The organism is Acaryochloris sp. IP29b_bin.148, assembly GCF_028285565.1.
In the GTDB taxonomy this organism is placed as follows: Bacteria; Cyanobacteriota; Cyanobacteriia; order Thermosynechococcales; family Thermosynechococcaceae; genus Acaryochloris.
The window spans coordinates 24,254-44,398 of record NZ_JANQOY010000140.1 but is presented as its reverse complement, the minus strand read 5'-3'; the positions used below and the strand labels follow the sequence as shown (position 1 = coordinate 44,398).

The window sequence follows — 20,145 nt, the reverse complement described above, 5'->3', positions numbered from 1 at the left end:
CGTAAGATTGAGCGTTTCCTTTCTCAGCCCTTCTTCGTGGCTGAGGTGTTCACTGGTTCCCCCGGTAAGTATGTCTCTCTAGAAAAGACCATCGCTGGTTTCCAAAAGATTCTTGGTGGTGAGCTAGATGATTTACCAGAGCAAGCATTCTATCTGGTGGGTGATATTGATGAAGCCATTGCCAAAGCTGAAAAAATGAAAGCCGAAGGCAAGTAAGGAGGCATTATGTCACTAACAGTACGAGTCATTGCTGCCGACAAAACGGTTTGGGACTCTGCGGCTGAAGAAGTCATTCTGCCCAGCACCACAGGCCAACTCGGTATTCTATCTGGTCACGCACCTTTACTCTCGGCCCTTGATGTCGGCGTAATGCGGGTTCGACCAGGTAAAGACTGGGTTTCCATCGCTCTGATGGGTGGCTTTGTTGAAGTTGAAAACGATGAAGTGGTGATCTTGGTGAACGGTGCTGAGCGCGGTGACACCATTGATCGGGAAGAAGCCCGTTCCACTCTATCGGCCGCCCAAGCTCGATTAGATCAATCGGAGCAAAGCGAAGATAAGCAAGAGCGTTATGAAGCCCAACGTGACTTCAAACGTGCCCGTGCTCGGCTTCAAGCCTCTGGCGAAGTCGTCAATATCTAAGTTTCATTGGTTGTTGACTGTTCTGAGTCCTGCATTTGTGGGGCTCAGTTCTTTTTTATGGAAGTTACCCAACGATGTTTTGCGATCGGTGAGTGCCCTGATGGCTGATCTCCTTCGATGGCTATATAACCATACTCTCCCGCCCGATCACCGTCAAAATACAGCTGCCATTTTGCCAGAGTCGACTGGGGTTGAAGATACTCCTGCGGGACTACTACCCTGATACCGGGGGTAGGCAAAGCCCAATAGCGGCAATTCTGGTTGGAGTTCTGGCCTCCATTTATATATCGAGGTGCAAGAACCAGGGGAACCCCAACCGTTTTCAGAAAGGTCCCTTTTCAAATTGCCACTGATTGTCCCCCCTCTCAACTGGCTAAACAGGCACAATGAGTGAAGGAGTAAGCGATTTCAATTACGGTTTCCCCTAATCCTGACCTCTGGGAGCGCAGGATAGAAAGCGGTACCATAAAGACATATACCGTTACCCATTACTTTCTTTCGAAGGACATCACGTTTAATCATGGGATTTTTTGATTCTGATATTGTGCAGCAGGAGGCAAAACAACTGTTTGAGGATTATCAATCCCTCATGCAGTTAGGGGGAAGCTACGGCAAATTTGATCGAGATGGCAAAGTGCTCTACATCGAACGTATGGAAGAGATGATGGACCGCTATCGCATCTTTATGAAACGCTTTGAACTGTCCGATGATTTTATGGCCCGGATGACGGTTGAACAGCTGCAGACACAGCTCGGGCAGTTTGGTATGACCCCCCAGCAAATGTTTGACAATATGAATCGCACTTTAGAACGGATGAAGCAAGAAGTAGAATCCAATCCCTTTGGGTAAATAAATATAAATTGATTTCAGGATTCTTTGCTCAGATTAGGGATGGGGTTCTGTTCAGGTAGATTGTCTGTAGTACTTTGGATTGGCGGGCCATGAGTCTACTGACAAATCTCAACGGTGTGATAGCTGCATCTGCGACGGTTTCTATTTTAGATCGCGGTTTTTTGTATGGGGACAGCATCTACGAAGTGGTGCGGACGTTTCAGGGTCGCCACTTTGGGCTGCAAGAACATCTGGATCGTTTACGACAGTCTGCAGCATATCTATACATGGATGTGCCCTGGAGCGATCAGCATATTCAATCAGAAGTGGAGCGCACCCTCCAGAAAGCACTGTGGCAAGAGTCCTATATCCGCATTGTGGTTAGTCGGGGCACGGAAACTAAAATTACTCTCCAACCCAGCCCTCATCTCCAACCCAATTTACTGATCGTCATTTCAGAAATCTCACCAGAGCCAGTCTTGTCCGAGAACGGCTTACACCTAGTCATAAGCGAGCGGCGTCGCAATGATCGCCAAGCGCTTTCCCCTGCAGCGAAAACAGGCAATTATCTCAACAATATCTTGGCGTTGCTTGAAGCCCAGCAGCAGGGGGCTGAAGATGCGCTCATGCTCAATCAGCAGGGCGAAATTACTGAAGCTACAACCAGCAATCTTTGGATTGTTCGCGAAGGCGTGGTACAAACCCCACCCGCAGAAGTAGGGATTTTGAAGGGCATTACCCGTCATTTTCTATGGCGAATTCTACAAACTCATGGCATTCCCTGTGAGGAAGTCATTCTTAAGCCAGAGGATTTATGGTCGGCGGAAGAAGCATTTTTGAGTTCTTCTGTGCGCCTTATGATGCCTGTGAACCAAATCAACGAGTATCAACTCCCGCAGTGTCCGGGGAAAATAACGCGATTCTTATGGGAAGAATTTTTGAAGTTGATGGCGAAGGAAAGCCGTAGCTTTGAGCAAAATACGGCTAGTCTGAGTATTTAATGTATGGGGCAATATTTAGTGCTCTAGCAGTTTAAGAGGAGCTGTCATTTGAAATGATATCTCTGGCTTTGAATACCATTTCTGTTCGGCTACTGACCTTTAATTTCCTAAAGATACGCTTCAGTGCTTGTTTGACAGAATTTTGGGTAATCCACAATTCTTGGCCAATTTGAGTGTTGGTTAACCCCTGGGCAACGAGCTGGATAATTTGAAGTTCTCGGGAAGTCAGGCTGCCCAAGTTGGCATTCTCCACCAGGAGAGTTTGCTGTCGAAGCATGGCGAGACAAGCGGATAGATGAGTGCAAACCGCCCCCAAGTTGCTTAAATCGTGATCAGAAAACGCGGGTGTAGGACCAACACGAGCAAAATGAATGGTGCCAATCATCTGTCCCTGCCCCACAATTGGCCCCGTCATAATGTGGGTGTGATCGTATTCAGCACAACAGCGTTGATAAAGCTCGGATTGCTGCCATGTCTCTGCTGGAAACACCATTTGTTCATGAGCAGGAGCATGATATCGCTGAACATAGGCCAAGACATGGTCAACCGATTTACCAATCTGGTTATAACGTTCCACAAAGGCAGAAGATACGCCTTCAACGTCGTAACTCAAGAGGGATTGCTGGTGATCAAAGAGATAGATGCCCCAGCGTTGCACCCCAAAATAGGCGCTAACACCATCCATAAACCGAGACCGCAATGCTTGTTCTGAAGGTGCCGACGCTAAGGCTTGGAAAAAGCTGTGAAGTAAGGGTGGCTGACTCATATCGAAAGTGTACCCACTTGAGGACTATCCAGGTTGGATTGGAATTTTTAAGATGGGGGCGTTCTTCCCAGATGATGCTAGATATGGCTCCTCTTTATATTGGCTTTTTAATCTATCCCGGTGTTGTGCAATTAGATGTGATGGGCGCTTATCAAGTCTTGGCCTTTCCGCCCGATACCGAAATGCATTTAATTGGAAAAACGGTCGATCCGATCACCAGTAACGAAGGTGTTACCCTGCTTCCGTCGATTACTTATACCGATTGCCCTCCCTTAGATGTTCTTTGCGTTCCTGGAGGCGGGATGGGCCAAGTTGAGGTCATGCGGGATATAGAAACACTGAAGTTTCTACAACGGCAAGGGGCAAAGGCACGATATGTTACCAGTGTTTGTACTGGATCTCTGATTTTAGCTGCAGCAGGATTGTTGGATGAGTATCAGGCTACATGCCACTGGGCCTTCCGAGAACAGTTAGCTTGCTTTGGCGTGGATGTGGTGTCTGAGCGAGTGGTGATTGATCGCGATCGCATAACTGGTGCAGGGGTAACCTCTGGAATTGATCTAGGCTTGACCCTTTTGCAATTACTCTACGATAAAGCAACGGCTAAGATGGCCCAGCTTATGATGGAATATAATCCTCAGCCGCCTTTTCAAGCAGGATCTCCAGAACAAGCAGGGGAAACCTTAACCGCCCAATTGCTAGAAGCCGGTAAACCGTTAGTAGATGCTTTTCAGCTACAGGTCCAAAAGATTGCGACCTCTGTGTAAGCTTTAACCCAGCAACGCTTGGATAGTACGCTCAGTTTGTTGATAAGCTCCTTCACCAATGTGGTGATAGGTAATCACGCCTTCCCGATTGGTTAAGAACAGATGGGGCCAGTAGCGATTTCGATAGGCTTTCCAGGTTTGATAATTATTGTCTAGGGGCACGGGATAGGCAATTTGGTATTCCGCTAGGGCTTTCTGGACGTTACTGGCATCATGTTCATACTTAAATTCTGGGGTATGCACTCCAATGACTTGTAGACCCTGATCAACATATTGCTGGTGCCAACGAGTGACGTAAGGAAGGGTGCGCTGGCTATTGATGCAGCCAAAGGTCCAAAACTGAACAAGAACGACTTTCCCTTTTAGGTCAGAAGTACTGAGAGGCTCAGAATTGAGCCACTGGGAAATGCCTTGAAAGGGATGGAGCATTTGGCCCAAGTTCACATCATCCCGCTTTGCCCACAGAGATGAGTGTGAAGTGGGATCCAAGGCAGCGACGGAACGATTTTGCGATCGCGGCAACAAAACCGTTCCAACTGCGGATGCCGCCCCTAGTCCAAAAAGCGACAAGAGTTTACGCCGTTGAAGTTGAAAGAAACTCATCATCATCACTCCGCTTAACGTAAGGGTACGGCTTATTCTACTGATCCATACTGAGAATAGACTGAGCGATAGCACCGAGAACCTCATCAGCAAACGGATCAACCAAACCTAGTTCTGACAAGGATTCCAAGCAGATGTCAAAAATTCAACCACTTTGGTCTAGACTAGCTGAGTCACAGTATGTCAAATGTGCAAGGAAAACAGATGGGTACCCCTGCTGATGAATCCCTGTTAGTCTTATCCGTCGATATTGGGGGAAGTGGCATCAAAGCCATGGTCTTAGACGAAAATGGTCAGCCCGTTACCGAGCGGCAGCGCATTGAAACCCCCTCGTATCCCAATCCTCCTGCCGTCTTAGATGTCATTGTTGAACTCGCCAAAGGGCAAGGAGACTTCAACCGTGTTTCCGTGGGTTTTCCGGGTGTTGTCCAAAAGGGCGTCATCAAAACCGCCATCAATCTGAATAAGGAATGGATTGACTATGACCTCGCGACAAATCTGGGCGAGCGTTTGGATGCCCCCGTGCGCGTAGCCAATGATGCCGACATCCAAGGCTATGGGGCAATTTCAGGCACAGGGGTAGAACTTGTAGTTACCCTAGGAACAGGATTTGGCTCGGCCCTGTTTATCAACGGCCACCTCGTGCCCAACTTAGAAATTGCTCATCATCCCTTTATCAAGGACAAAACCTATGAGCAGCAGCTAGGTCGGAAAGCGATGAAGAAAAAGGGTAAAAAAGCCTGGAATCGCCATTTAGCGAAAGCAATCAAGAACTTAGAGCACCTGTTTAACTATGACCGGCTGTATATGGGAGGAGGCGAAACCAAACGGGTCCAAATTTCCTTGCCCGACAATGTTGAAATTGTCAGCAATCGGGCGGGTATTCTGGGTGGTATCGCCCTTTGGCGAGATCAGGGCTAACTATTTCTGACTAGCCGTTCTAAAGAATTTGTTGCTGTAAGGCCACAAAAATACGTTAAATCGACGTCCGGCCAGCTTTTGCCGATGCTTGTAGGTCCCTTGGGCAGACAGGCTAGTGACAGCGTTCAGGCCATCCGCTAGCTTCATACACTTACCCAGACTGCTGGGGGTATAGCATTGCACGTCAATTTGATTACAGCCGCCAGAGGGTAGCTGTTTGGCCTGAAAGGGCTGGATGCTACAGTAAATCGACTTAGTGTAAGCCTGGCGAAGCTTGAAGAAGTCTTGGTGGGAGTAGTGCTTAAAGTAGTGATCATCCACTTGGAGTCCATCGGTGTGGCGGGCCTCATGCACTAATTGCGGTACGGTGAGCGATCGCAACTGCGGTGACTGAATCCACACCACAGGTCTCAGCTCATGCTGACGGGCGACTTGACTCACCTGTTGCTGCACCTCATCTGAGACATTGCGAAAATCGAGAAACACCACTTTGTATTTCTGCTGCTTAATTTTCGCCATCGCTTGATCCAAGGTATTCGAGGACACGTGGTAGCGAATTTGAGGCTGTGACAGCCAAGTTCCAGTAGGTGACGCTTGGGCAACTTGTGGTGCAAGGGCTAGGAACGCAGTTGCAGCCAGAGTTTTTAGCAAAAATTTGGAATTAGCCATCAATCAGAGAGGAATGAGTAGAGATAAACAATTCTCTTCGAGAATAACCAGCTTTGCTTAAGTTGAATGTGATACTGATCGCACTCGCTGATCAGTATATTACGCGGGGTGAGGAGACAACGCAAAATCGGGTCCGATTGATGTTTCGATAGAGAGATAAGCGCCATAAGGTCGCTATTGCGGTAACGTTCATCTGTAAGGGGTTGGGCCTCGCTGCTGCCCGATGGCCTCACTGCACTGTCGATCAAACACCAAGATTGTGAAGACAACTGTCCCTCAAGCACTATGGCAACTCTGCATCAAAGTCTTTGTACGGATTCTCATCGGTGCTGACAATCAGAAACAATACAATACCTATGATTGGGAAGCCGGATGTCAGGCGCTCGGCAATCCCGAGGTGACCTACCCGCAGTATTATCGTATTCCTAATTTCCATGGCGTAGAGGGGGGCTATCTCTGCAAAGAAGCGGTCGTCACCTATGATGCCGTCACCGCCTTTGCCTGTCCTCCCAACGAAACTCATCTTCGGCGGCAAGTGATGAAATCGATTCAGGATAGGCCCTGCCAGATCCTCGATTTAGGCTGTGGCACGGGTTCCATGACGTTAATGCTCAAAGACGCTCATCCTCAAGCGGAGGTGATGGGTTTGGACCTATCGCCCCACATGCTGTGTCATGCCCAACACAAAAGCCAACAGGCCCAGCTCCAGATCCATTGGCAGCATGGCTTAGCAGAAAACACGGGCTTAGCGGAGCAACGATTTGATGTGGTGACGATTTGCATGGTGTTTCATGAAATGCCACCACGTATTTCTCGGCTGATCTTGCAAGAATGCCGCCGCCTGCTCAAACCCGGTGGGCAACTGATCATTTTGGATGGCAATCAAAAACGCCTCCGCCATACAGACTGGCTGATTCGCCTGTTCCGAGAACCCTATGCTACCGTTTATGCCCAAGAGAGCGTGCAGGATTGGATGATTGCAGCGGGTTTTGAAAGGGTTCACACCCAATATTTAGGCTGGATTCATCAACTGACCACAGGGATATGCCCCCACCCGCAAGATGGACTAAATACCCCATAGGGATTTCACGTTTAGGGCACTTGCCAAATGCGATTGTGGTAATCTGCGGCCTTATCTACATTGAGGGTGGCGTGGCCATGCCCATGATGGTGGTGATGCCCATGGTCGTGACTATGGCTATGGGGCTCTTCGCCCTTGAGCGCCGCCAGCCGGAATTTACACAGCTCGCAATTCATCTGTACCTGCCCCATCTGAGTTTCTAGTTCCCGCTGACGCAGCACCTGCACCAAGGCTGGATGCAGCCCCATTTCTGGCAAGCAGGTGACTTGGATGTCTGGATAGGCAGCCTGTTGTTGGGCTGAGATATCGAAAATCTTTTCCACCAAGGTGCCTGTAAATAGGAAATAGGGCAGGACAATAATCCGCTTAGGCTGGTATAACCGTGCCCGACGAAATCCTTCTTCTAAACGGGGATGGGTAATGCCAATAAAGCAGGTTTCCACGGTCTGATAGTTGCTGCCTTCCCAAAGGATGCGGGCCATTTTGCTGACATCACTGTTGGCATCAGGGTCGCTAGACCCCCGCCCCACAAAGAGAAGAACGGTTTCCTCTCGGGAGACACATTGAGGATTATGCTCGGGGGTATCCAGCAGCTCTAACCGCTGTTTCCACAGGTCTAAGATGCCAGGGGTAATGCCGAAATGACGACCATAGTGATACTGAAGTTGGGGGTGGCGCTTGCGGGCTAAATCAAGCTCATTGGTGACATCGAACTTATTGTGACGAGCAGCAAACAGCAAAATCGGCAAGGCGGAGAGTTCGGTATAGCCCTGTTCGACACAGTGATCAACCACTTCTTGAATACTGGGACCCGTCAGTTCCAAAAAACAAGGAAATACAGGCCGAGAGGTATCTAGCTTTTGGTAGAGGTCTGCAAAATCCAGAAAACATTGTCTGCCGTTGGGATTGCGGGTGCCGTGACCGATCATTAACAAGGGCCGCTGAAGGGGAAGTGGCGCGAGATCGTTGGCTGTGGGTAAGTTGCGAGGGGCAGGTCTGACCACCAAATCTGGGGCATGAGCAATGGACATAAAAAACTCCCTGCCTGTGAATCACAGGCGTTAACTGAAGATTCCCCCTAAGATGGTCAAGCGATCTCAGAGGTTTTAGAAAAAAGGCCGTTAACAGAATGGTTGATCGGACCTGGGCAGATGCCCACTGTCTACCATACAAACTCTGCTGTTCAGCGGAGGACAGTCACAGCATTCTTTTAAGATCGCGAAAGAATAGGAACACTTGCTCCTTAGTCAGCAACGCGGCATGCGTAAGTTTGTTTGATTCTAAAGGTAGGCTTGACCACGATTAAAATTGAAGTATTCTCCTTAAGAGGGGTTTGATATGTTGACGGACTGGGTTAGATGATGGAAGTACTAGCGCTAAAACGAGAAGTGGAACAGTTGTCTGAGCGCCTGGGTAAAACTCAGGAGTATCTTTGACCTGCCTGCCCTCAATGCCCAAATTAACGATCTAGAGCAACTCGCCGCTCAACCCAACTTTTGGGAGGAACAAACTAAAGCGCAGCAAGTTTTACAGAACCTCAACGATCTGAAAGCCCATGTCACACAACTCCAAGACTGGCAGGGAACCTTAGAGGATGCCGAGGCCTTAGTTGAGCTGCTGCAACTCGAAGAAGATACGGCGCTGCTCGCGGAGGCTGAAAGTAACCTTCAACAGCTCAATCAACAGCTGGATCTGTGGGAATTACAACAGCTCCTCTCCGGTCCCTACGACAAAGTGGGCGCTGTTCTCACCATCAATACAGGGGCAGGCGGCACAGATGCCCAAGACTGGGCCGAGATGTTATTGCGCATGTACACCCGCTGGGCTGAGCGCCAAGGATATAAGGTCCATCTGGCTGAACTATCGGAAGGTGAAGAAGCGGGCATCAAATCCGCCACCCTGGAAATTGAAGGTCGCTACGCCTATGGCTACCTCAAAGCCGAAAAAGGCACGCATCGTCTAGTCCGTATTTCCCCCTTTAACGCCAACGGCAAACGCCAAACCAGTTTTGCTGGGGTGGAAGTGATGCCGCAATTGGACCATGAGGTAGAACTCGATATTCCCGACACGGATTTGGAAATTACCACGTCTCGCTCGGGAGGCAAGGGCGGCCAAAATGTAAACAAAGTGGAGACGGCGGTTCGGATTGTGCATGTCCCCACGGGGCTGGCAGTGCGCTGTACTCAGGAGCGATCGCAACTTCAAAACAAAGAGAAGGCCCTCGCCCTGTTAAAGGCAAAACTTCTGGTGATTGCCCAAGAACAGAAAGCCCAAGAAATTGCCGATATTCGTGGAGATGCAGTGGAAGCCGCCTGGGGCAATCAAATCCGTAATTATGTCTTCCATCCCTATCAAATGGTCAAGGATTTGAGGACGAATCAAGAGACGACCGCCATTGATAACGTCATGGATGGTGATCTGGATAACTTTATTGAGGCTTACTTGCGCCAGGAGAATCAAATCGCCTCATGATCTTGACCCTTGACCAGGTACTCACTGCCGATGAACTCACCGAGATCACTCACATCCTAGCGTCGGCAGAGTTTGTGGATGGCAAAACGACGGCAGGCTGGCATGCCAAACTCGTCAAACACAACACCCAACTTCACAGCAAAGCCGATTGTAGTACCGATTTGCGAGAGCGGATCAAAGCAGCTCTCCTCCGTCATCCGCTGTTTAAAGTGGCGGTCCAACCCCGCTCGATCCATACCCTACTATTTAGTCGTTATCAGGTGGGTATGTCCTACGGGGATCATGTGGATAACGCCTTTATGGGCGGCTCTCGTTCCGATATTTCCTTTACGCTATTTCTCAATTCTCCTGCTGACTATGAAGGAGGAGAACTCTGTGTGGAATTGGCCGATGGTGTTCATACCTATAAATTAGAAGCGGGGTCTGCGATTGTGTATCCGTCTTCCACCATTCATAGTGTAGAAACCGTCACCACCGGAACTCGTCTGGTGGCCGTGGGTTGGGTACAAAGTCGAGTCCGTGATCCGCAAAAGCGAGAGATCTTATTTGATCTCGATACGGCGAGGCGATCGCTCTTTGCTACCCAGGGCAAGACTCCTGAATTCGATCTGATTTCTAAGAGCCATGCTAACTTGCTCCGACAGTGGGCTGAATAAAAGGACGCTGGATTTGCTGAGGTGAGGCTGAAGTAACTGGTATCACCCCATATCTTGGAAGCTTCTCCCTGAGCAGAGAAAAATTATCTGACTCTCATAATCTTTTTAAGGTTCTCTGATAGCATCTGGAGGTGGGTAGTAACCTTAAATCCTCCCTAAAATGGCAATTAATGTTGGTGATCCCGTTCCTGATGTTTCGCTAAAGACTCAAGCTGGCGAAACGGTTAATCTGCAGAGCTTATTAGGGCAAAAAATTCTTGTCCTTTATTTTTATCCCAAAGACGATACACCAGGCTGCACCAAAGAAGCTTGTGGATTTCGAGATAGCTATACCGTTTTTCAGGACGCAGGGGCAGAGGTGATCGGCATCAGCAGCGATTCTCCCACCTCTCATCAGCAGTTTGTCAACAAATACCAGTTGCCGTTTATCTTGTTGAGTGATGAGCGCAATCAGGCCCGTAAGGCCTTTGGTGTGCCCTCAACGTTGGGGCTTTTGCCAGGTCGGGTCACCTATGTCATTGATACCAACGGCATCGTTCGCCATCTGTTTAATTCGCAATTAAATTTTCAGGGACATATCGACGAATCCCTCAAAATTGTTCAAACCTTGTCAAATGCATCTTAAAGATTGTCTATCTTGAAGGTCTCGAAAGTTACCCATCTTGAGTCTCTCAAAAAAAATTCAACCTAACTGCGTAATTTTCTAGAAGAGTGCTGATATCTAAAATAGATGGGAATAAAACTACTTATTTTTATTCTCAAGTAAAATAATCGCTGTTCGCTGGCAGCTCACCTTCAAGCTATCTACATTGAAACCCTAAAGTGCAACCTAAATCATCTGTGCTAAAGCAAACTGCTGTTGTGAAAGAACCTCCTCGCCTAGATATCATCGGTTCTCAAGTGACTGCTGCACCATTTGATGTGCTGATGGAGGTTATCTTAGCCTGGGCCAAGCGGCGGCAGAGTAAGTGTATCTGTGTGGCCAACACCCATATGCTCGTGGAGGCATACCAAAGACCCAGCTTCAAGAAAGTGATGCAGAAAGCAGATATGGTGACACCGGATGGGATGCCGCTGGTGTGGATGCTCAAGCTGATGGGAGCGAAAAAGCAAAATCGGGTCGCCGGTCTCGATCTGATGCGAGCCCTTTGCCAGCGAGCAGCCGAGCAGAACATCAGTGTCTATTTTCTCGGTTCGATGGCTCCGATATTACAAAGAATGAGGAAACGATTGCTGACGGAATTTCCCAATCTGTTGATTGCCGATATGGAACCGTTACCCTTTAGACCGTTGACGTCTGCAGAAGATCGCCACTTAATTCAGAGAATTAATAATAGTGGGGCGGGCGTGGTTATGATTGCCCTGGGATGTCCTAAGCAAGAAAGTTGGATGGCAAACCATAAAGAAAAGATTAATGCCGTCATGATTGGTTTGGGCGGCGCGTTCCCTGTCTACGCAGGCATTCACCGCAGAGCCCCGAGTTGGGTGAGAGCTATGGGGTTGGAATGGTTTTATCGACTGATCCAAGAGCCTAGGCGGCTGTGGAAGCGCTATGTTTCGTCAATTCCACTGTTTGTTTATCTGGCCCTCAAGCAGATTTGCTATCGTTGCTGGTCCGCTCTGTTCTGAATCGCCATCCATGGAGTCCCTGCAGCTAGTGATCATCTGCGGGGACCAGACGATAAGAGGTAATTTGCCAAGATGAGATTTGATCCAGTTGGATGTTCTTGGGGTGTTCAAGCACGTCGATCGGCTGCTGAACTTGGAGGTTTAAGCGATTTTCAAAGGTGGGGATAACACGCTCTCCATGGCTTTCATAGCAGCGCATCACCCATTGTTGAGGATCGTCCTCTGCTGCCTTAAACGCCATCAGGATTAGGTTCTCAGCTCCAAGATTTAAGAATTGCTGCTGTGGCGGTAACCCAAGCTTGCTTTGATCTTCAGAGGATACAACAAGTGTATGGAGCGGTCGATTTAGCTCATACCCTTTATGGGTGGTTTGGGCGACCTGCCAGGTCTGGGCATGGGGGTAAAGCGCATAGGTAAATTGGTGATGGCCGCGATCGCAGCCTGGATCCGGCCAATTCGGACTTTTCAGCAGCGTTAATCGCAGTTGATTGGGTTGGGCATCATAGCCATATTTACAGTTATTCAGCAGACTGACCCCATAGTGTTGGTGGATATCGGTTAAATCGGCCCACTGCAAGGCTGGCACTTCCCATTTCGCCTGTTCTCTGGGGTCTAATTCGGGATTCGGCAAAGTGGGGCGTTGGATGGCTCCACAAGGGATTTCATAGGTGGCCTGGTCCGCCGCAATCGTCAGTGGAAAAGCGGTTTTGACGAGCACCTGGTTTTCCTGCCAATCCACCGTGGCTTCAATTCTCAGCAGGGGGGAATCGATATCCAGGACATAATCTTGGCAAAAGTGTGATTGGCCAAACTGGTGTTTGACTCGCACCCGCTGCTGAAGGGGGCCTTGACTTAACCATTCAATGGATTGCAGTTTGGCATCTGGCAAGGCTTTATTTTCGTAGTCCGGATCAATATTCCAAGCATCCCAATACTGACCCTTATCGGTAAAAAACTGGAGGTGATTGCCTGGGCCAGACAGTACCTGTCGCTGAGCCACTTTGTCCCAGATTTGAGTTAGCGCTCCCGTTTGCTCGTTAACCTGCACCTGTAAATAGTCATTTTCTAAGGTCCAATGATGAGGGGGAGGGTTGGATGGCTCCGGTTGGACAACAGGTGTTAACCAATAAAGCTGATAGCCGATGGCCGGGATATCGGCTTTGAAACACAGTGCAGGCTGATCGGGATGACGCTGCCCAGGCAGTATTTCTCCCTTGGCAGTGGTAATCTGCCACTGTTGCTGCGGATCAGGCAGTTGAACCCATGCTAATTCTGAGCGCTGCCAGTTGAGAGAATTAAACACCACCACAGGCTGACTCCCTGATGTGGGAGGAGGAGGACAGTCAACGGCAGCTGCGATCGCAGTTAACCCCCGCTGCAAATGCTGGGAGGCAGACTGCTGAGCCGCTTCCCAGTCGCGGTTGGCATCGACAAACACTTGAGGGATTGATGAGCCGGGCAAGATATCGTGAAACTGGTTAAACAAGACTTTTTTCCAGGCCTGTTCTAGGTCTGCTTGGGGATAAGGATGGTCGAGGATACGGGTTGCGATCGCATTCCACAGTTCCGCTTCATACAGCAACCCTTCGCACTCTCGGTTGTAGCGTTTCTGGTCGGCATGGCTGGTATAGCAACCCCGATGCAGCTCTAGATAAAGCTCATCTCCCCAAACGGGGACCGCTTTAATTTGAGCCGCCACCTGCTGGCAAAAGTGTTCTGCCGTGGTGGGCTGCAGTTTGGGGAATAACGGGGATTGCTGCCATTGACGGGCCACTTCCAACATATCGCGCGTGGGACCGCCCCCGTGATCCCCGACGCCAGGCAGCCATAGACACTCTTGCACCCCGGTTGAAGCTTCCCACTCCTGAGCATAGGTGCCCATTTTGACCGGGTAAATCTGTTCGCCGATGGGCGGTAGCATGATGCTCAAAATCTCGGTGCCGTCGGGGGATCGCCACCGAAAGACCTCGTGGGGAAATTCCGTCGTATCGTTCCAGCGCAGTTTCTGAGTCAAGAAATAGTCAATACCGCCCTGCTTCAAAATTTGAGGAAGCTGCCAGCAAAACCCAAAACTATCGGGTAACCAGGCCGTCTTACTGATGCAGCCAAATTTTGCTTGGGTATAGCGTTGACCATAGAGGACCTGGCGCACCAAGGATTCACCACTCACCAAATTCAGTTCTGGCTCTACCCATAGTCCCGCCGCTACTTCCCAGGTCCCTTTGTTCACTTGGCCTTGAATCTCAGCAAACAAGTCCGGTCGATTCTGTTCCATCCAGGCATATAGGGCGGGGGAGGAATGGCAAAAAATCAGTTCAGGAAACTCGGCCTGCAAATTGAGCACCGATTGGAAGGTCCGTTCTGCCGCTTCCCAGGTTTCAGCCACGGGCCATAGCCAAGCCAGATCTAGATGGGCATGGCCGATCCAGTTGATTTGGCGTTGTTGCAACCAGGCTTTCCAGGGGGCCAGTCGCTGATGGAGCTGCGCCAGACTATCGCTAAACGCCTGAGGATGACTCACCTGAGACCAGTCGATGGTAGCGACGGCGGTCTCCAAACTAGCCTGGTCAGTGGGTGAAAATGTTGCCAGATAGCCCTGTAAAACGGCGAGTTCGTCGGCCACTTTGCCTGGATCAAGCAGAGGGGGAGAGGGTTCGTAGATCAGTTGCGATCGCACCAACGCCCCTGGATCATGTCCCGGACTAACCAGTCGAAGGGCAACAGCAATTTGATCGCCCGGTTGAGCCGCAGTGCTCAAAAGGATGCGAGCCGTGCAGTCATACAAGTCTCCAGCTTGGACTAGCTCGCCATTAATAAAGATTTCGGCCTGTTCGGCCCACCAGGTCAACGCCAACCGGAGCTTACAGTCTGCTAGCGGATAGTGATACTGATCCGTCGGTACCGAGATTACTTGTCCTAACCACAACACAAGCTGTCCCTGGGGCCAGTCGATATGCGCGCGTTCGTTTAAGGGACCTGATGACCATGCTTGCCAAGTTTGTGGATCTGTACCCTTCTCGACGGGAAGATCGCCAGACCATCGTTGCCAATCGGTTTGAACATCTCGCTGAGTCAGTTGACGGAGTTTCAAAATGGCAGCATCAACGGAATTCTGGTGCTGGAGGCTGTCTGAAGGGGAATTTGACGGCATACGCTATGTCATAGAAAAGTTGGGTGATCTGAAGAATATCAAAGATATGTTGGTCGTCATCCAGCAGTATAGGCGGAAGTTGAAGGCTCCGAAATGCTTAACGGTGAATATTGTTACTGCCATAAAAGTCTCTTTTAGAGAGGTTATACAGCAAACGAGTTATGTTCCTACCTGATTCAGCGTATTGCTGCCCCCATTCAACTTCACACTTGGCAGATCTAAGACTGCTCTTGATGCCTATGGGAGTAGAGAAGTATCAATCCCAGAATTTGTAACCCTCCTCCCAATAGGCCATACCCCAAAATAAAGGGTAATGAACCTGAAAAAGCTATCCACCAATTGCCTGGGATTAGGATATCCTCCTGATGTTGGCCCATCGAACGATAGGTGACCCGCTTTGGCCAGTCCTTGAGCCTGTAGCGATATTGGCCAATGGCAGTGGTTTGTGGCTTAGACGTCTGGCAAAACCCAGGTAGGGGTTGATCCTCAACCCAGATAAATTGCTTTTGCTTTAGCTCGTAGTAAGGTTTTCTGAAATAGGGTGTGACTAAAAGAATCGGATGCTCTCCCCCACCGCAAAGCGTCAGCTCTCCTTTAACAGTGGGCGTGGCAATGCTAGTTTGAAAAGTGCCGTTGGTATCGAAGACTTGGATGCGCCCTAACATTTGAGAGAACACATACAGTTGCTCTGGGTCGTCGGTATTGGGGAGTGCGATCGCAGATGCCCCCACCAATGGAGCAGGCTGAGTGAGGGGTGTGCGCTGAATCAGCATCACTTGGGCGATACAAAACGCCATCAGGCCGATCAACCCCCAACTACACACCCATATCACCCTTAAAGGCCGATTTTTCGGTATCCATTTTGGAATTCTCATTGCAGTAGCGCGGGAAGAATCTCTTCCGCTGTACCCACAATTGACTTCATGGAAATAGGGGTTGCGATCGAAAGAGACTTCTAGGTTGATCAAGATCGTGCGGGTTCCAACATAATCGACTGAGCGGACAAAACTGGCGGCGGGCTGCACAGTGCCAGAGGGGCAATATTCATTTCACAATGTGCTAATGCTGACTTCCACCCCTTAAGCTGCAAGAGATAACTCGTCGTTATAGAGGGCTGCAATCAAGTTACACCAAAGGGAGTAGCGACGGCGATGATTGCGATAGCGCTCGGACAGAATTTTGAAAATCTTCAGTCTGGGGTTCAGAGTCGCTTGCAACTAGATGCTAGGCCTCCGTCTCATGGCAGACCACCTCGATATTATGCCCGTCGGGGTCAAGAATGAATGCCGCATAGTACTGACCGCTGTACTGAGGACGTAATCCTGGCGGCCCGTTGTCCTGCCCGCCTGCGCTCAGAGCGGCGTAGTAGAACGCGTCAACCTGGTGCCGTCTTTCGGCGATGAATGCTATGTGTAGATGCGCGGGCTCCTCGTCTGTTTGGTACAGGCACAGTGAACTTTTGCCTGTTGGCTGACTAAATTCAGCACCGTTTGGAGGCCAATCGGTGACAACAGTCACTCCAATGGGTTTGAGCGCCTTCAAGTAGAAGGTTTTGCTCACTGCAAAGTCGCGAACGCCGAACTTGATATGGTCAAACACGGGCACCTCTGTTCTTCTTCGCCTGGAGAGAGAGCACATTCTGTCTGGCTTAACGGTTCAGCCATCAAGGATGCGAGCAGAAAGATAAAGATCTTAACTGGTATTGTATTGCGAGCATCCCTTGGATGGCCTGGTTAGGCAAAAGAGTAATAAATGTGAGTAAAACCATAGCTCATCTGACATCTTTGTCGGACTGCGCAGGTATAGAAATTGAGGGTTTCACTTCAGTCCTAAAGGCTTCAGGGGTTGTGATGAGAACCTTTTCAGTTAAAATCCAAACTGCCAAACTAGAAATCACCCCGGTAATTATGCCAATGATCAGACCTTCAATTCGCCCCTTATTCTTGCCTTTTGATGTAGCACGGTCAATTAGGCGAATAACCGAATCCTGAGGAAGCTGTAAAAAATTTTCAGCAGTACTTTTGTCTTCCTCTAATTCTTGGATACGCTCTTGGAGTTTACCGACTTCTTCCTTGTTTTGCTGAGCCTCATTTTGAAGAGAGTCTACAGCTTCAATTGCCGATTCTAGTTCATTTTTTATGTTACTAAGAGTACAGCGTGGGGCGAGTCATCCACCCGCTCCACTGAGTAGAGCACCGATTGTGGACGACCGAGGCCATCAGTGCAGCGAAGCCACAGGCGGGCGTCAGCTCCTTGTAGCGGGCCCTGGATGTTGAACGAGACGCGCTGGCTTGCGCCAGTCTCCAATAGCGGCAGATCGACAACTCGGTGTAATGCTTGATCCGGGAGGCTCAGGTCAGCCATGACGCCTGTGGCAGCGTGACCATAGTTCGTGATTGAGAAGCTGTAGGTAGATTCGCCGTCACCTCGAAAGGACCCTCCGGCGGCGCTTGGCGTTAGCCTTGGAAGGGAGGTCTCTTCGCGTACTCTATGTTCGTAGGCGAGTGCTTCTCGCTCGCTTTCGACTTGCTGGCGAGAGACTTCAACCAAGTCTCGCTGCTGCTGCACCGAGTTCTTTAACTCTTCGGCTTGAAGGCGAAGGGCCTCTGTACTGAGCTTAAGCTCTTCGCCTTGCTGAATGTAGCCAAGGACAAGCCATAAGAACGCGAGCGGTGCAGATGCGCCGGACAGGAAGCTCCCCCAGTCGCTGGGTGTCATCTTCGCCAGCACTGCTGGATCCTTCAGCAAAAGATAGCCCGCGATCGCTATCCAACCGATCGTAAGGGCGATGCCAATCGTGAAACGGGGTTCTCGCATGTATTCTTAATCGAAGCGGTGCCGACAAACGCAGTTTTGCGCCTGTCGCGAAAGCGATAGGCGCTCGGCGGATTCTATCCTTTGAAGTCTTACGGATGGGCAATCAGGGGTGCGAAAATTAATTTAAAGCGTTTACTAGTAGAGTGCTTCGAGTATCCACCTGCATTGGCGTGTTAGGCAACACCTATAAGATGGCAAAACTTTTACGCTAGAGGCGATCGCTCAAACAACGCAAAAGGCACTACCAAAGTATAGCCACAGCAATCCCAATAAGCCACAGAAACAAACACAGTAAAAAGTATGATTAAGACTGAAATGTGATATTAGGGGCTGAGCTCTAACTGGATTTAGATTGTTTAGAACGAGAATGCACCGAAAGTCGGTGTAAGTGATGCAAACCCATAGCATTCGCTTGTAGTCCAGCCAGTCGGTAGCTTAATCCAAAAGATTGAATTGTGATAGGCAAGCCAACCATTCCAATCTCCGTGCGAAGAAACTAATTCATGTGCACTAAAAGCGAGAATGTTAAACTGTGCAAAAAGAATGACAAACAAAGCTGCAACGGCATCAACTGTATTTTTCAGGTTTGCAAGTTTGAATTTATCGCTACGGTTGTGTTTGACGGTGTTGTAGTCTTGATACCATGGCAGACTGCCGCCAGTTGACCAAGGTGCTAGCGGTTGAAGAACGCGAGGAGTATCAGCCCAAATGGTTAATCGAATTTGATATTCTGACAAGCGAGTTGCGGCTTCAATCTTTTTATAGTCGCCCATATTCCAATCTCCAGCACGAGAATATCCGTTAGCGGCGAGAATTGATTTGCAATTGCTTTCAAATTCGGTTGAAGCGCGAAGAAATATTTCGTATAACCGAGTAGAAAACGTATCTAAATTCTGTTGATGTGGTTCGACGAATTCGAAGACGCGACGCAGATCATTTTCGATGGCATGATACCCCCTAATAGCAGTCGTCCGATCTGGCGCAAAATTGTGATCAGCAAGGTATGACTCATCAATCGTCCCACCAACATATGAGCCATTTGGCATGTTGAACGGTCGAGCGATTCGTTTATATGGACGATTTAAAGTCATGTCGTTTTCTAACAAGTAGGCTGCTGAGCAAACATAATACAACCATTCAAAAACTTGTGTACTTCAACACGAAGCTGTACTAGGGTTGCGGATTGCTAACGGCCACCCCATCAGGGGCGCGAACAGAAATTTAAAGCGCCATACAGCAACTTAAGATTAAGCGTCCTCTTGCATGGGCTGGTTAGACCAATTTAGCATAGTAACTATCTCGAAAAGACAGTCACGTCACTGGTCGTAGCAAATATAAATGACTGACCTGTATAAGAAAAACCATATGCCCTGAGGCAAGAATCCTCAACAACTTTCGTCATGATATCTGGACGTTTCATTAGACTGCCATACAGGCCGGAATCGGGCGGCAATAACATTATCATTTGCTCTGGCCAATTGATTGTAACGCTCTCAAGTCTCCAACCATCTTCAGTTGTGTTTGGTAAACCACCACCAAAAAGTCCAGCCACTCTAATTCTTTGACTGGCTAAAATACCAATTCCTTGAATTTCTAGACTTATTTCATCGTCATCAAAGTCATCATAATCTCTTGCCACCTTCTCACCTGTACGACAATCGATAACACATCGTCCTTGTGAAGAGACAATTAATAAATGTTCAGATTCTTTATCAAAACCTACTGAACGTAATCCCCCGACAGAGATTGTCCCAACACATTTCCATGGAACAGGAACCGTTTCAACACTTAGGGACAACAGTTTCTTTTTTAAGGGATCTAAGTGTTCATACATTCTTGAAATGTTTCAGAGTTCGAAGTCTAACTATATTTAGGAGGCAAATTGCCTCCTAACACGAAATAAATTGAGAAGTAGTTTATGTCTTAAAGCCAAGCTGTCTATACATTAGCATCTCTAATCAAAAACCAAACCTTACGGAGATTTACCGATATGCAAACTTGAATCTGAATGTCTACATATAAGATAAGAAAAGCATTTTCAGCAGATCCGTCATGCAGTAAGGAGGAACGTTAACAGGCAAAATAACCGTATAAGTTTCAATATTGGTTATTAACAGGCACTCTATGCTACCCCGTAA

General features: G+C 48.9%; 20 protein-coding genes and 3 pseudogenes. 12 read left to right on the top strand and 11 right to left on the bottom strand.

Going from position 1 to position 20,145, the window contains the following annotated elements; translation table 11 throughout:
* From Q0986_RS13515 to Q0986_RS13495, 5 genes and pseudogenes are all read left to right on the top strand, one after another.
* Positions 1-216, top strand: a pseudogene (locus Q0986_RS13515) (F0F1 ATP synthase subunit beta); the annotation flags it as partial.
* Positions 217-225: 9 nt separating this feature from the next.
* On the top strand, positions 226-642 hold the full coding sequence (gene atpC / locus Q0986_RS13510; protein WP_012165534.1) for an ATP synthase F1 subunit epsilon: 417 nt from the start codon (positions 226-228) through the stop codon (positions 640-642).
* Between the two features lie 37 nt (positions 643-679).
* Positions 680-865: a hypothetical protein gene (locus Q0986_RS13505; RefSeq protein WP_299411108.1), complete on the top strand. Its 186-nt coding sequence runs from the start codon at positions 680-682 to the stop codon at positions 863-865.
* A gap of 297 nt (positions 866-1,162) precedes the next feature.
* Positions 1,163-1,492 carry a DUF1825 family protein gene (locus Q0986_RS13500; protein WP_299411106.1) on the top strand — a complete coding sequence of 110 codons (330 nt, stop codon included), beginning with the start codon at positions 1,163-1,165 and terminating at the stop codon, positions 1,490-1,492.
* Positions 1,493-1,584: 92 nt separating this feature from the next.
* Positions 1,585-2,475, top strand: coding sequence for an aminotransferase class IV (locus Q0986_RS13495; protein ID WP_299411104.1), 891 nt, complete (start codon positions 1,585-1,587; stop codon positions 2,473-2,475).
* A 31-nt stretch (positions 2,476-2,506) separates the two neighbouring features.
* Here Q0986_RS13495 and Q0986_RS13490 read toward each other — a convergent pair whose 3' ends face one another.
* Positions 2,507-3,241: a LuxR C-terminal-related transcriptional regulator gene (locus Q0986_RS13490; RefSeq protein ID WP_299411102.1), complete on the bottom strand. Its 735-nt coding sequence runs from the start codon at positions 3,239-3,241 to the stop codon at positions 2,507-2,509.
* 83 nt (positions 3,242-3,324) lie between these two features.
* Between Q0986_RS13490 and Q0986_RS13485 the strand changes: the two genes are divergently transcribed.
* Complete coding sequence (locus tag Q0986_RS13485; RefSeq protein ID WP_299411100.1) at positions 3,325-4,008, top strand: DJ-1/PfpI family protein; 684 nt, start codon at positions 3,325-3,327, stop codon at positions 4,006-4,008.
* Positions 4,009-4,011: 3 nt separating this feature from the next.
* Here the strand turns inward: Q0986_RS13485 and Q0986_RS13480 are convergent, their stop codons facing one another.
* Entirely contained in the window at positions 4,012-4,611 is a 600-nt protein-coding gene (locus tag Q0986_RS13480) for a redoxin domain-containing protein (RefSeq protein ID WP_366918586.1), read from the bottom strand.
* 204 nt (positions 4,612-4,815) lie between these two features.
* Here Q0986_RS13480 and Q0986_RS13475 point away from each other — a divergent pair, with 204 nt between their 5' ends.
* A complete protein-coding gene (locus tag Q0986_RS13475; protein WP_299411096.1) occupies positions 4,816-5,532 on the top strand; it encodes an ROK family protein in 717 nt (238 codons plus the stop codon).
* Here Q0986_RS13475 and Q0986_RS13470 read toward each other — a convergent pair whose 3' ends face one another.
* Positions 5,533-6,201 carry a hypothetical protein gene (locus Q0986_RS13470; RefSeq protein WP_299411094.1) on the bottom strand — a complete coding sequence of 223 codons (669 nt, stop codon included), beginning with the start codon at positions 6,199-6,201 and terminating at the stop codon, positions 5,533-5,535.
* 259 nt (positions 6,202-6,460) lie between these two features.
* Here Q0986_RS13470 and Q0986_RS13465 point away from each other — a divergent pair, with 259 nt between their 5' ends.
* Complete coding sequence (locus Q0986_RS13465; protein ID WP_299411092.1) at positions 6,461-7,282, top strand: class I SAM-dependent methyltransferase; 822 nt, start codon at positions 6,461-6,463, stop codon at positions 7,280-7,282.
* An 11-nt stretch (positions 7,283-7,293) separates the two neighbouring features.
* Here Q0986_RS13465 and Q0986_RS13460 read toward each other — a convergent pair whose 3' ends face one another.
* Positions 7,294-8,313 carry a sirohydrochlorin chelatase gene (locus tag Q0986_RS13460; RefSeq protein WP_299411089.1) on the bottom strand — a complete coding sequence of 340 codons (1,020 nt, stop codon included), beginning with the start codon at positions 8,311-8,313 and terminating at the stop codon, positions 7,294-7,296.
* Between the two features lie 330 nt (positions 8,314-8,643).
* Between Q0986_RS13460 and prfB the strand changes: the two are divergent.
* The 4 genes and pseudogenes from prfB to Q0986_RS13440 all read left to right on the top strand — a co-directional run bounded on the left by prfB (position 8,644) and on the right by Q0986_RS13440 (position 12,039).
* Positions 8,644-9,754 (top strand): annotated as a pseudogene (gene prfB / locus Q0986_RS13455) (peptide chain release factor 2).
* Positions 9,751-10,410, top strand: coding sequence for a Fe2+-dependent dioxygenase (locus Q0986_RS13450; RefSeq protein WP_299411085.1), 660 nt, complete (start codon positions 9,751-9,753; stop codon positions 10,408-10,410). The pseudogene prfB and the gene Q0986_RS13450 overlap by 4 nt, the downstream one beginning before the upstream one ends.
* A gap of 160 nt (positions 10,411-10,570) precedes the next feature.
* Complete coding sequence (locus tag Q0986_RS13445; RefSeq protein WP_299411083.1) at positions 10,571-11,035, top strand: peroxiredoxin; 465 nt, start codon at positions 10,571-10,573, stop codon at positions 11,033-11,035.
* Between the two features lie 236 nt (positions 11,036-11,271).
* Complete coding sequence (locus Q0986_RS13440; RefSeq protein ID WP_299411081.1) at positions 11,272-12,039, top strand: WecB/TagA/CpsF family glycosyltransferase; 768 nt, start codon at positions 11,272-11,274, stop codon at positions 12,037-12,039.
* A 25-nt stretch (positions 12,040-12,064) separates the two neighbouring features.
* Here Q0986_RS13440 and Q0986_RS13435 read toward each other — a convergent pair whose 3' ends face one another.
* The 7 genes and pseudogenes from Q0986_RS13435 to Q0986_RS13405 form a co-directional block, all read right to left on the bottom strand.
* Positions 12,065-15,190 (bottom strand): alpha-mannosidase, encoded by a 3,126-nt coding sequence (locus tag Q0986_RS13435; protein ID WP_299411079.1) that lies wholly within the window; start codon positions 15,188-15,190, stop codon positions 12,065-12,067.
* Between the two features lie 218 nt (positions 15,191-15,408).
* The gene (locus tag Q0986_RS13430) at positions 15,409-15,987 is read right to left on the bottom strand and encodes a hypothetical protein (RefSeq protein WP_299411077.1); all 579 of its coding nucleotides are present in this window, start codon (positions 15,985-15,987) and stop codon (positions 15,409-15,411) included.
* Positions 15,988-16,269: 282 nt separating this feature from the next.
* Positions 16,270-16,383, bottom strand: a pseudogene (locus Q0986_RS13425) (IS5/IS1182 family transposase); the annotation flags it as partial.
* Positions 16,384-16,414: 31 nt separating this feature from the next.
* Positions 16,415-16,789 carry a VOC family protein gene (locus Q0986_RS13420; RefSeq protein ID WP_299411074.1) on the bottom strand — a complete coding sequence of 125 codons (375 nt, stop codon included), beginning with the start codon at positions 16,787-16,789 and terminating at the stop codon, positions 16,415-16,417.
* Positions 16,790-17,326: 537 nt separating this feature from the next.
* Entirely contained in the window at positions 17,327-17,758 is a 432-nt protein-coding gene (locus Q0986_RS13415) for a hypothetical protein (RefSeq protein WP_299411072.1), read from the bottom strand.
* A gap of 605 nt (positions 17,759-18,363) precedes the next feature.
* A complete protein-coding gene (locus Q0986_RS13410; RefSeq protein ID WP_299411070.1) occupies positions 18,364-19,098 on the bottom strand; it encodes a hypothetical protein in 735 nt (244 codons plus the stop codon).
* 203 nt (positions 19,099-19,301) lie between these two features.
* Positions 19,302-19,841, bottom strand: coding sequence for a hypothetical protein (locus Q0986_RS13405; RefSeq protein ID WP_299411068.1), 540 nt, complete (start codon positions 19,839-19,841; stop codon positions 19,302-19,304).
* Positions 19,842-20,145: the final 304 nt, after the last annotated feature.

Excerpts from the sequence above, each read along its gene's own strand:
- atpC (WP_012165534.1), top strand. The coding sequence starts at position 226 with ATGTCACTAACAGTACGAGTCATTGCTGCCGACAAAACGGTTTGGGAC.
- Q0986_RS13500 (WP_299411106.1), top strand. The coding sequence starts at position 1,163 with ATGGGATTTTTTGATTCTGATATTGTGCAGCAGGAGGCAAAACAACTG.
- Q0986_RS13495 (WP_299411104.1), top strand. The coding sequence starts at position 1,585 with ATGAGTCTACTGACAAATCTCAACGGTGTGATAGCTGCATCTGCGACG.
- Q0986_RS13490 (WP_299411102.1), bottom strand. The coding sequence starts at position 3,241 with ATGAGTCAGCCACCCTTACTTCACAGCTTTTTCCAAGCCTTAGCGTCG.
- Q0986_RS13485 (WP_299411100.1), top strand. The coding sequence starts at position 3,325 with ATGGCTCCTCTTTATATTGGCTTTTTAATCTATCCCGGTGTTGTGCAA.
- Q0986_RS13480 (WP_366918586.1), bottom strand. The coding sequence starts at position 4,611 with ATGAGTTTCTTTCAACTTCAACGGCGTAAACTCTTGTCGCTTTTTGGA.
- Q0986_RS13475 (WP_299411096.1), top strand. The coding sequence starts at position 4,816 with ATGGGTACCCCTGCTGATGAATCCCTGTTAGTCTTATCCGTCGATATT.
- Q0986_RS13470 (WP_299411094.1), bottom strand. The coding sequence starts at position 6,201 with ATGGCTAATTCCAAATTTTTGCTAAAAACTCTGGCTGCAACTGCGTTC.
- Q0986_RS13460 (WP_299411089.1), bottom strand. The coding sequence starts at position 8,313 with ATGTCCATTGCTCATGCCCCAGATTTGGTGGTCAGACCTGCCCCTCGC.
- Q0986_RS13450 (WP_299411085.1), top strand. The coding sequence starts at position 9,751 with ATGATCTTGACCCTTGACCAGGTACTCACTGCCGATGAACTCACCGAG.
- Q0986_RS13445 (WP_299411083.1), top strand. The coding sequence starts at position 10,571 with ATGGCAATTAATGTTGGTGATCCCGTTCCTGATGTTTCGCTAAAGACT.
- Q0986_RS13435 (WP_299411079.1), bottom strand. The coding sequence starts at position 15,190 with ATGCCGTCAAATTCCCCTTCAGACAGCCTCCAGCACCAGAATTCCGTT.
- Q0986_RS13430 (WP_299411077.1), bottom strand. The coding sequence starts at position 15,987 with ATGGCGTTTTGTATCGCCCAAGTGATGCTGATTCAGCGCACACCCCTC.
- Q0986_RS13410 (WP_299411070.1), bottom strand. The coding sequence starts at position 19,098 with ATGACTTTAAATCGTCCATATAAACGAATCGCTCGACCGTTCAACATG.
- Q0986_RS13405 (WP_299411068.1), bottom strand. The coding sequence starts at position 19,841 with ATGTATGAACACTTAGATCCCTTAAAAAAGAAACTGTTGTCCCTAAGT.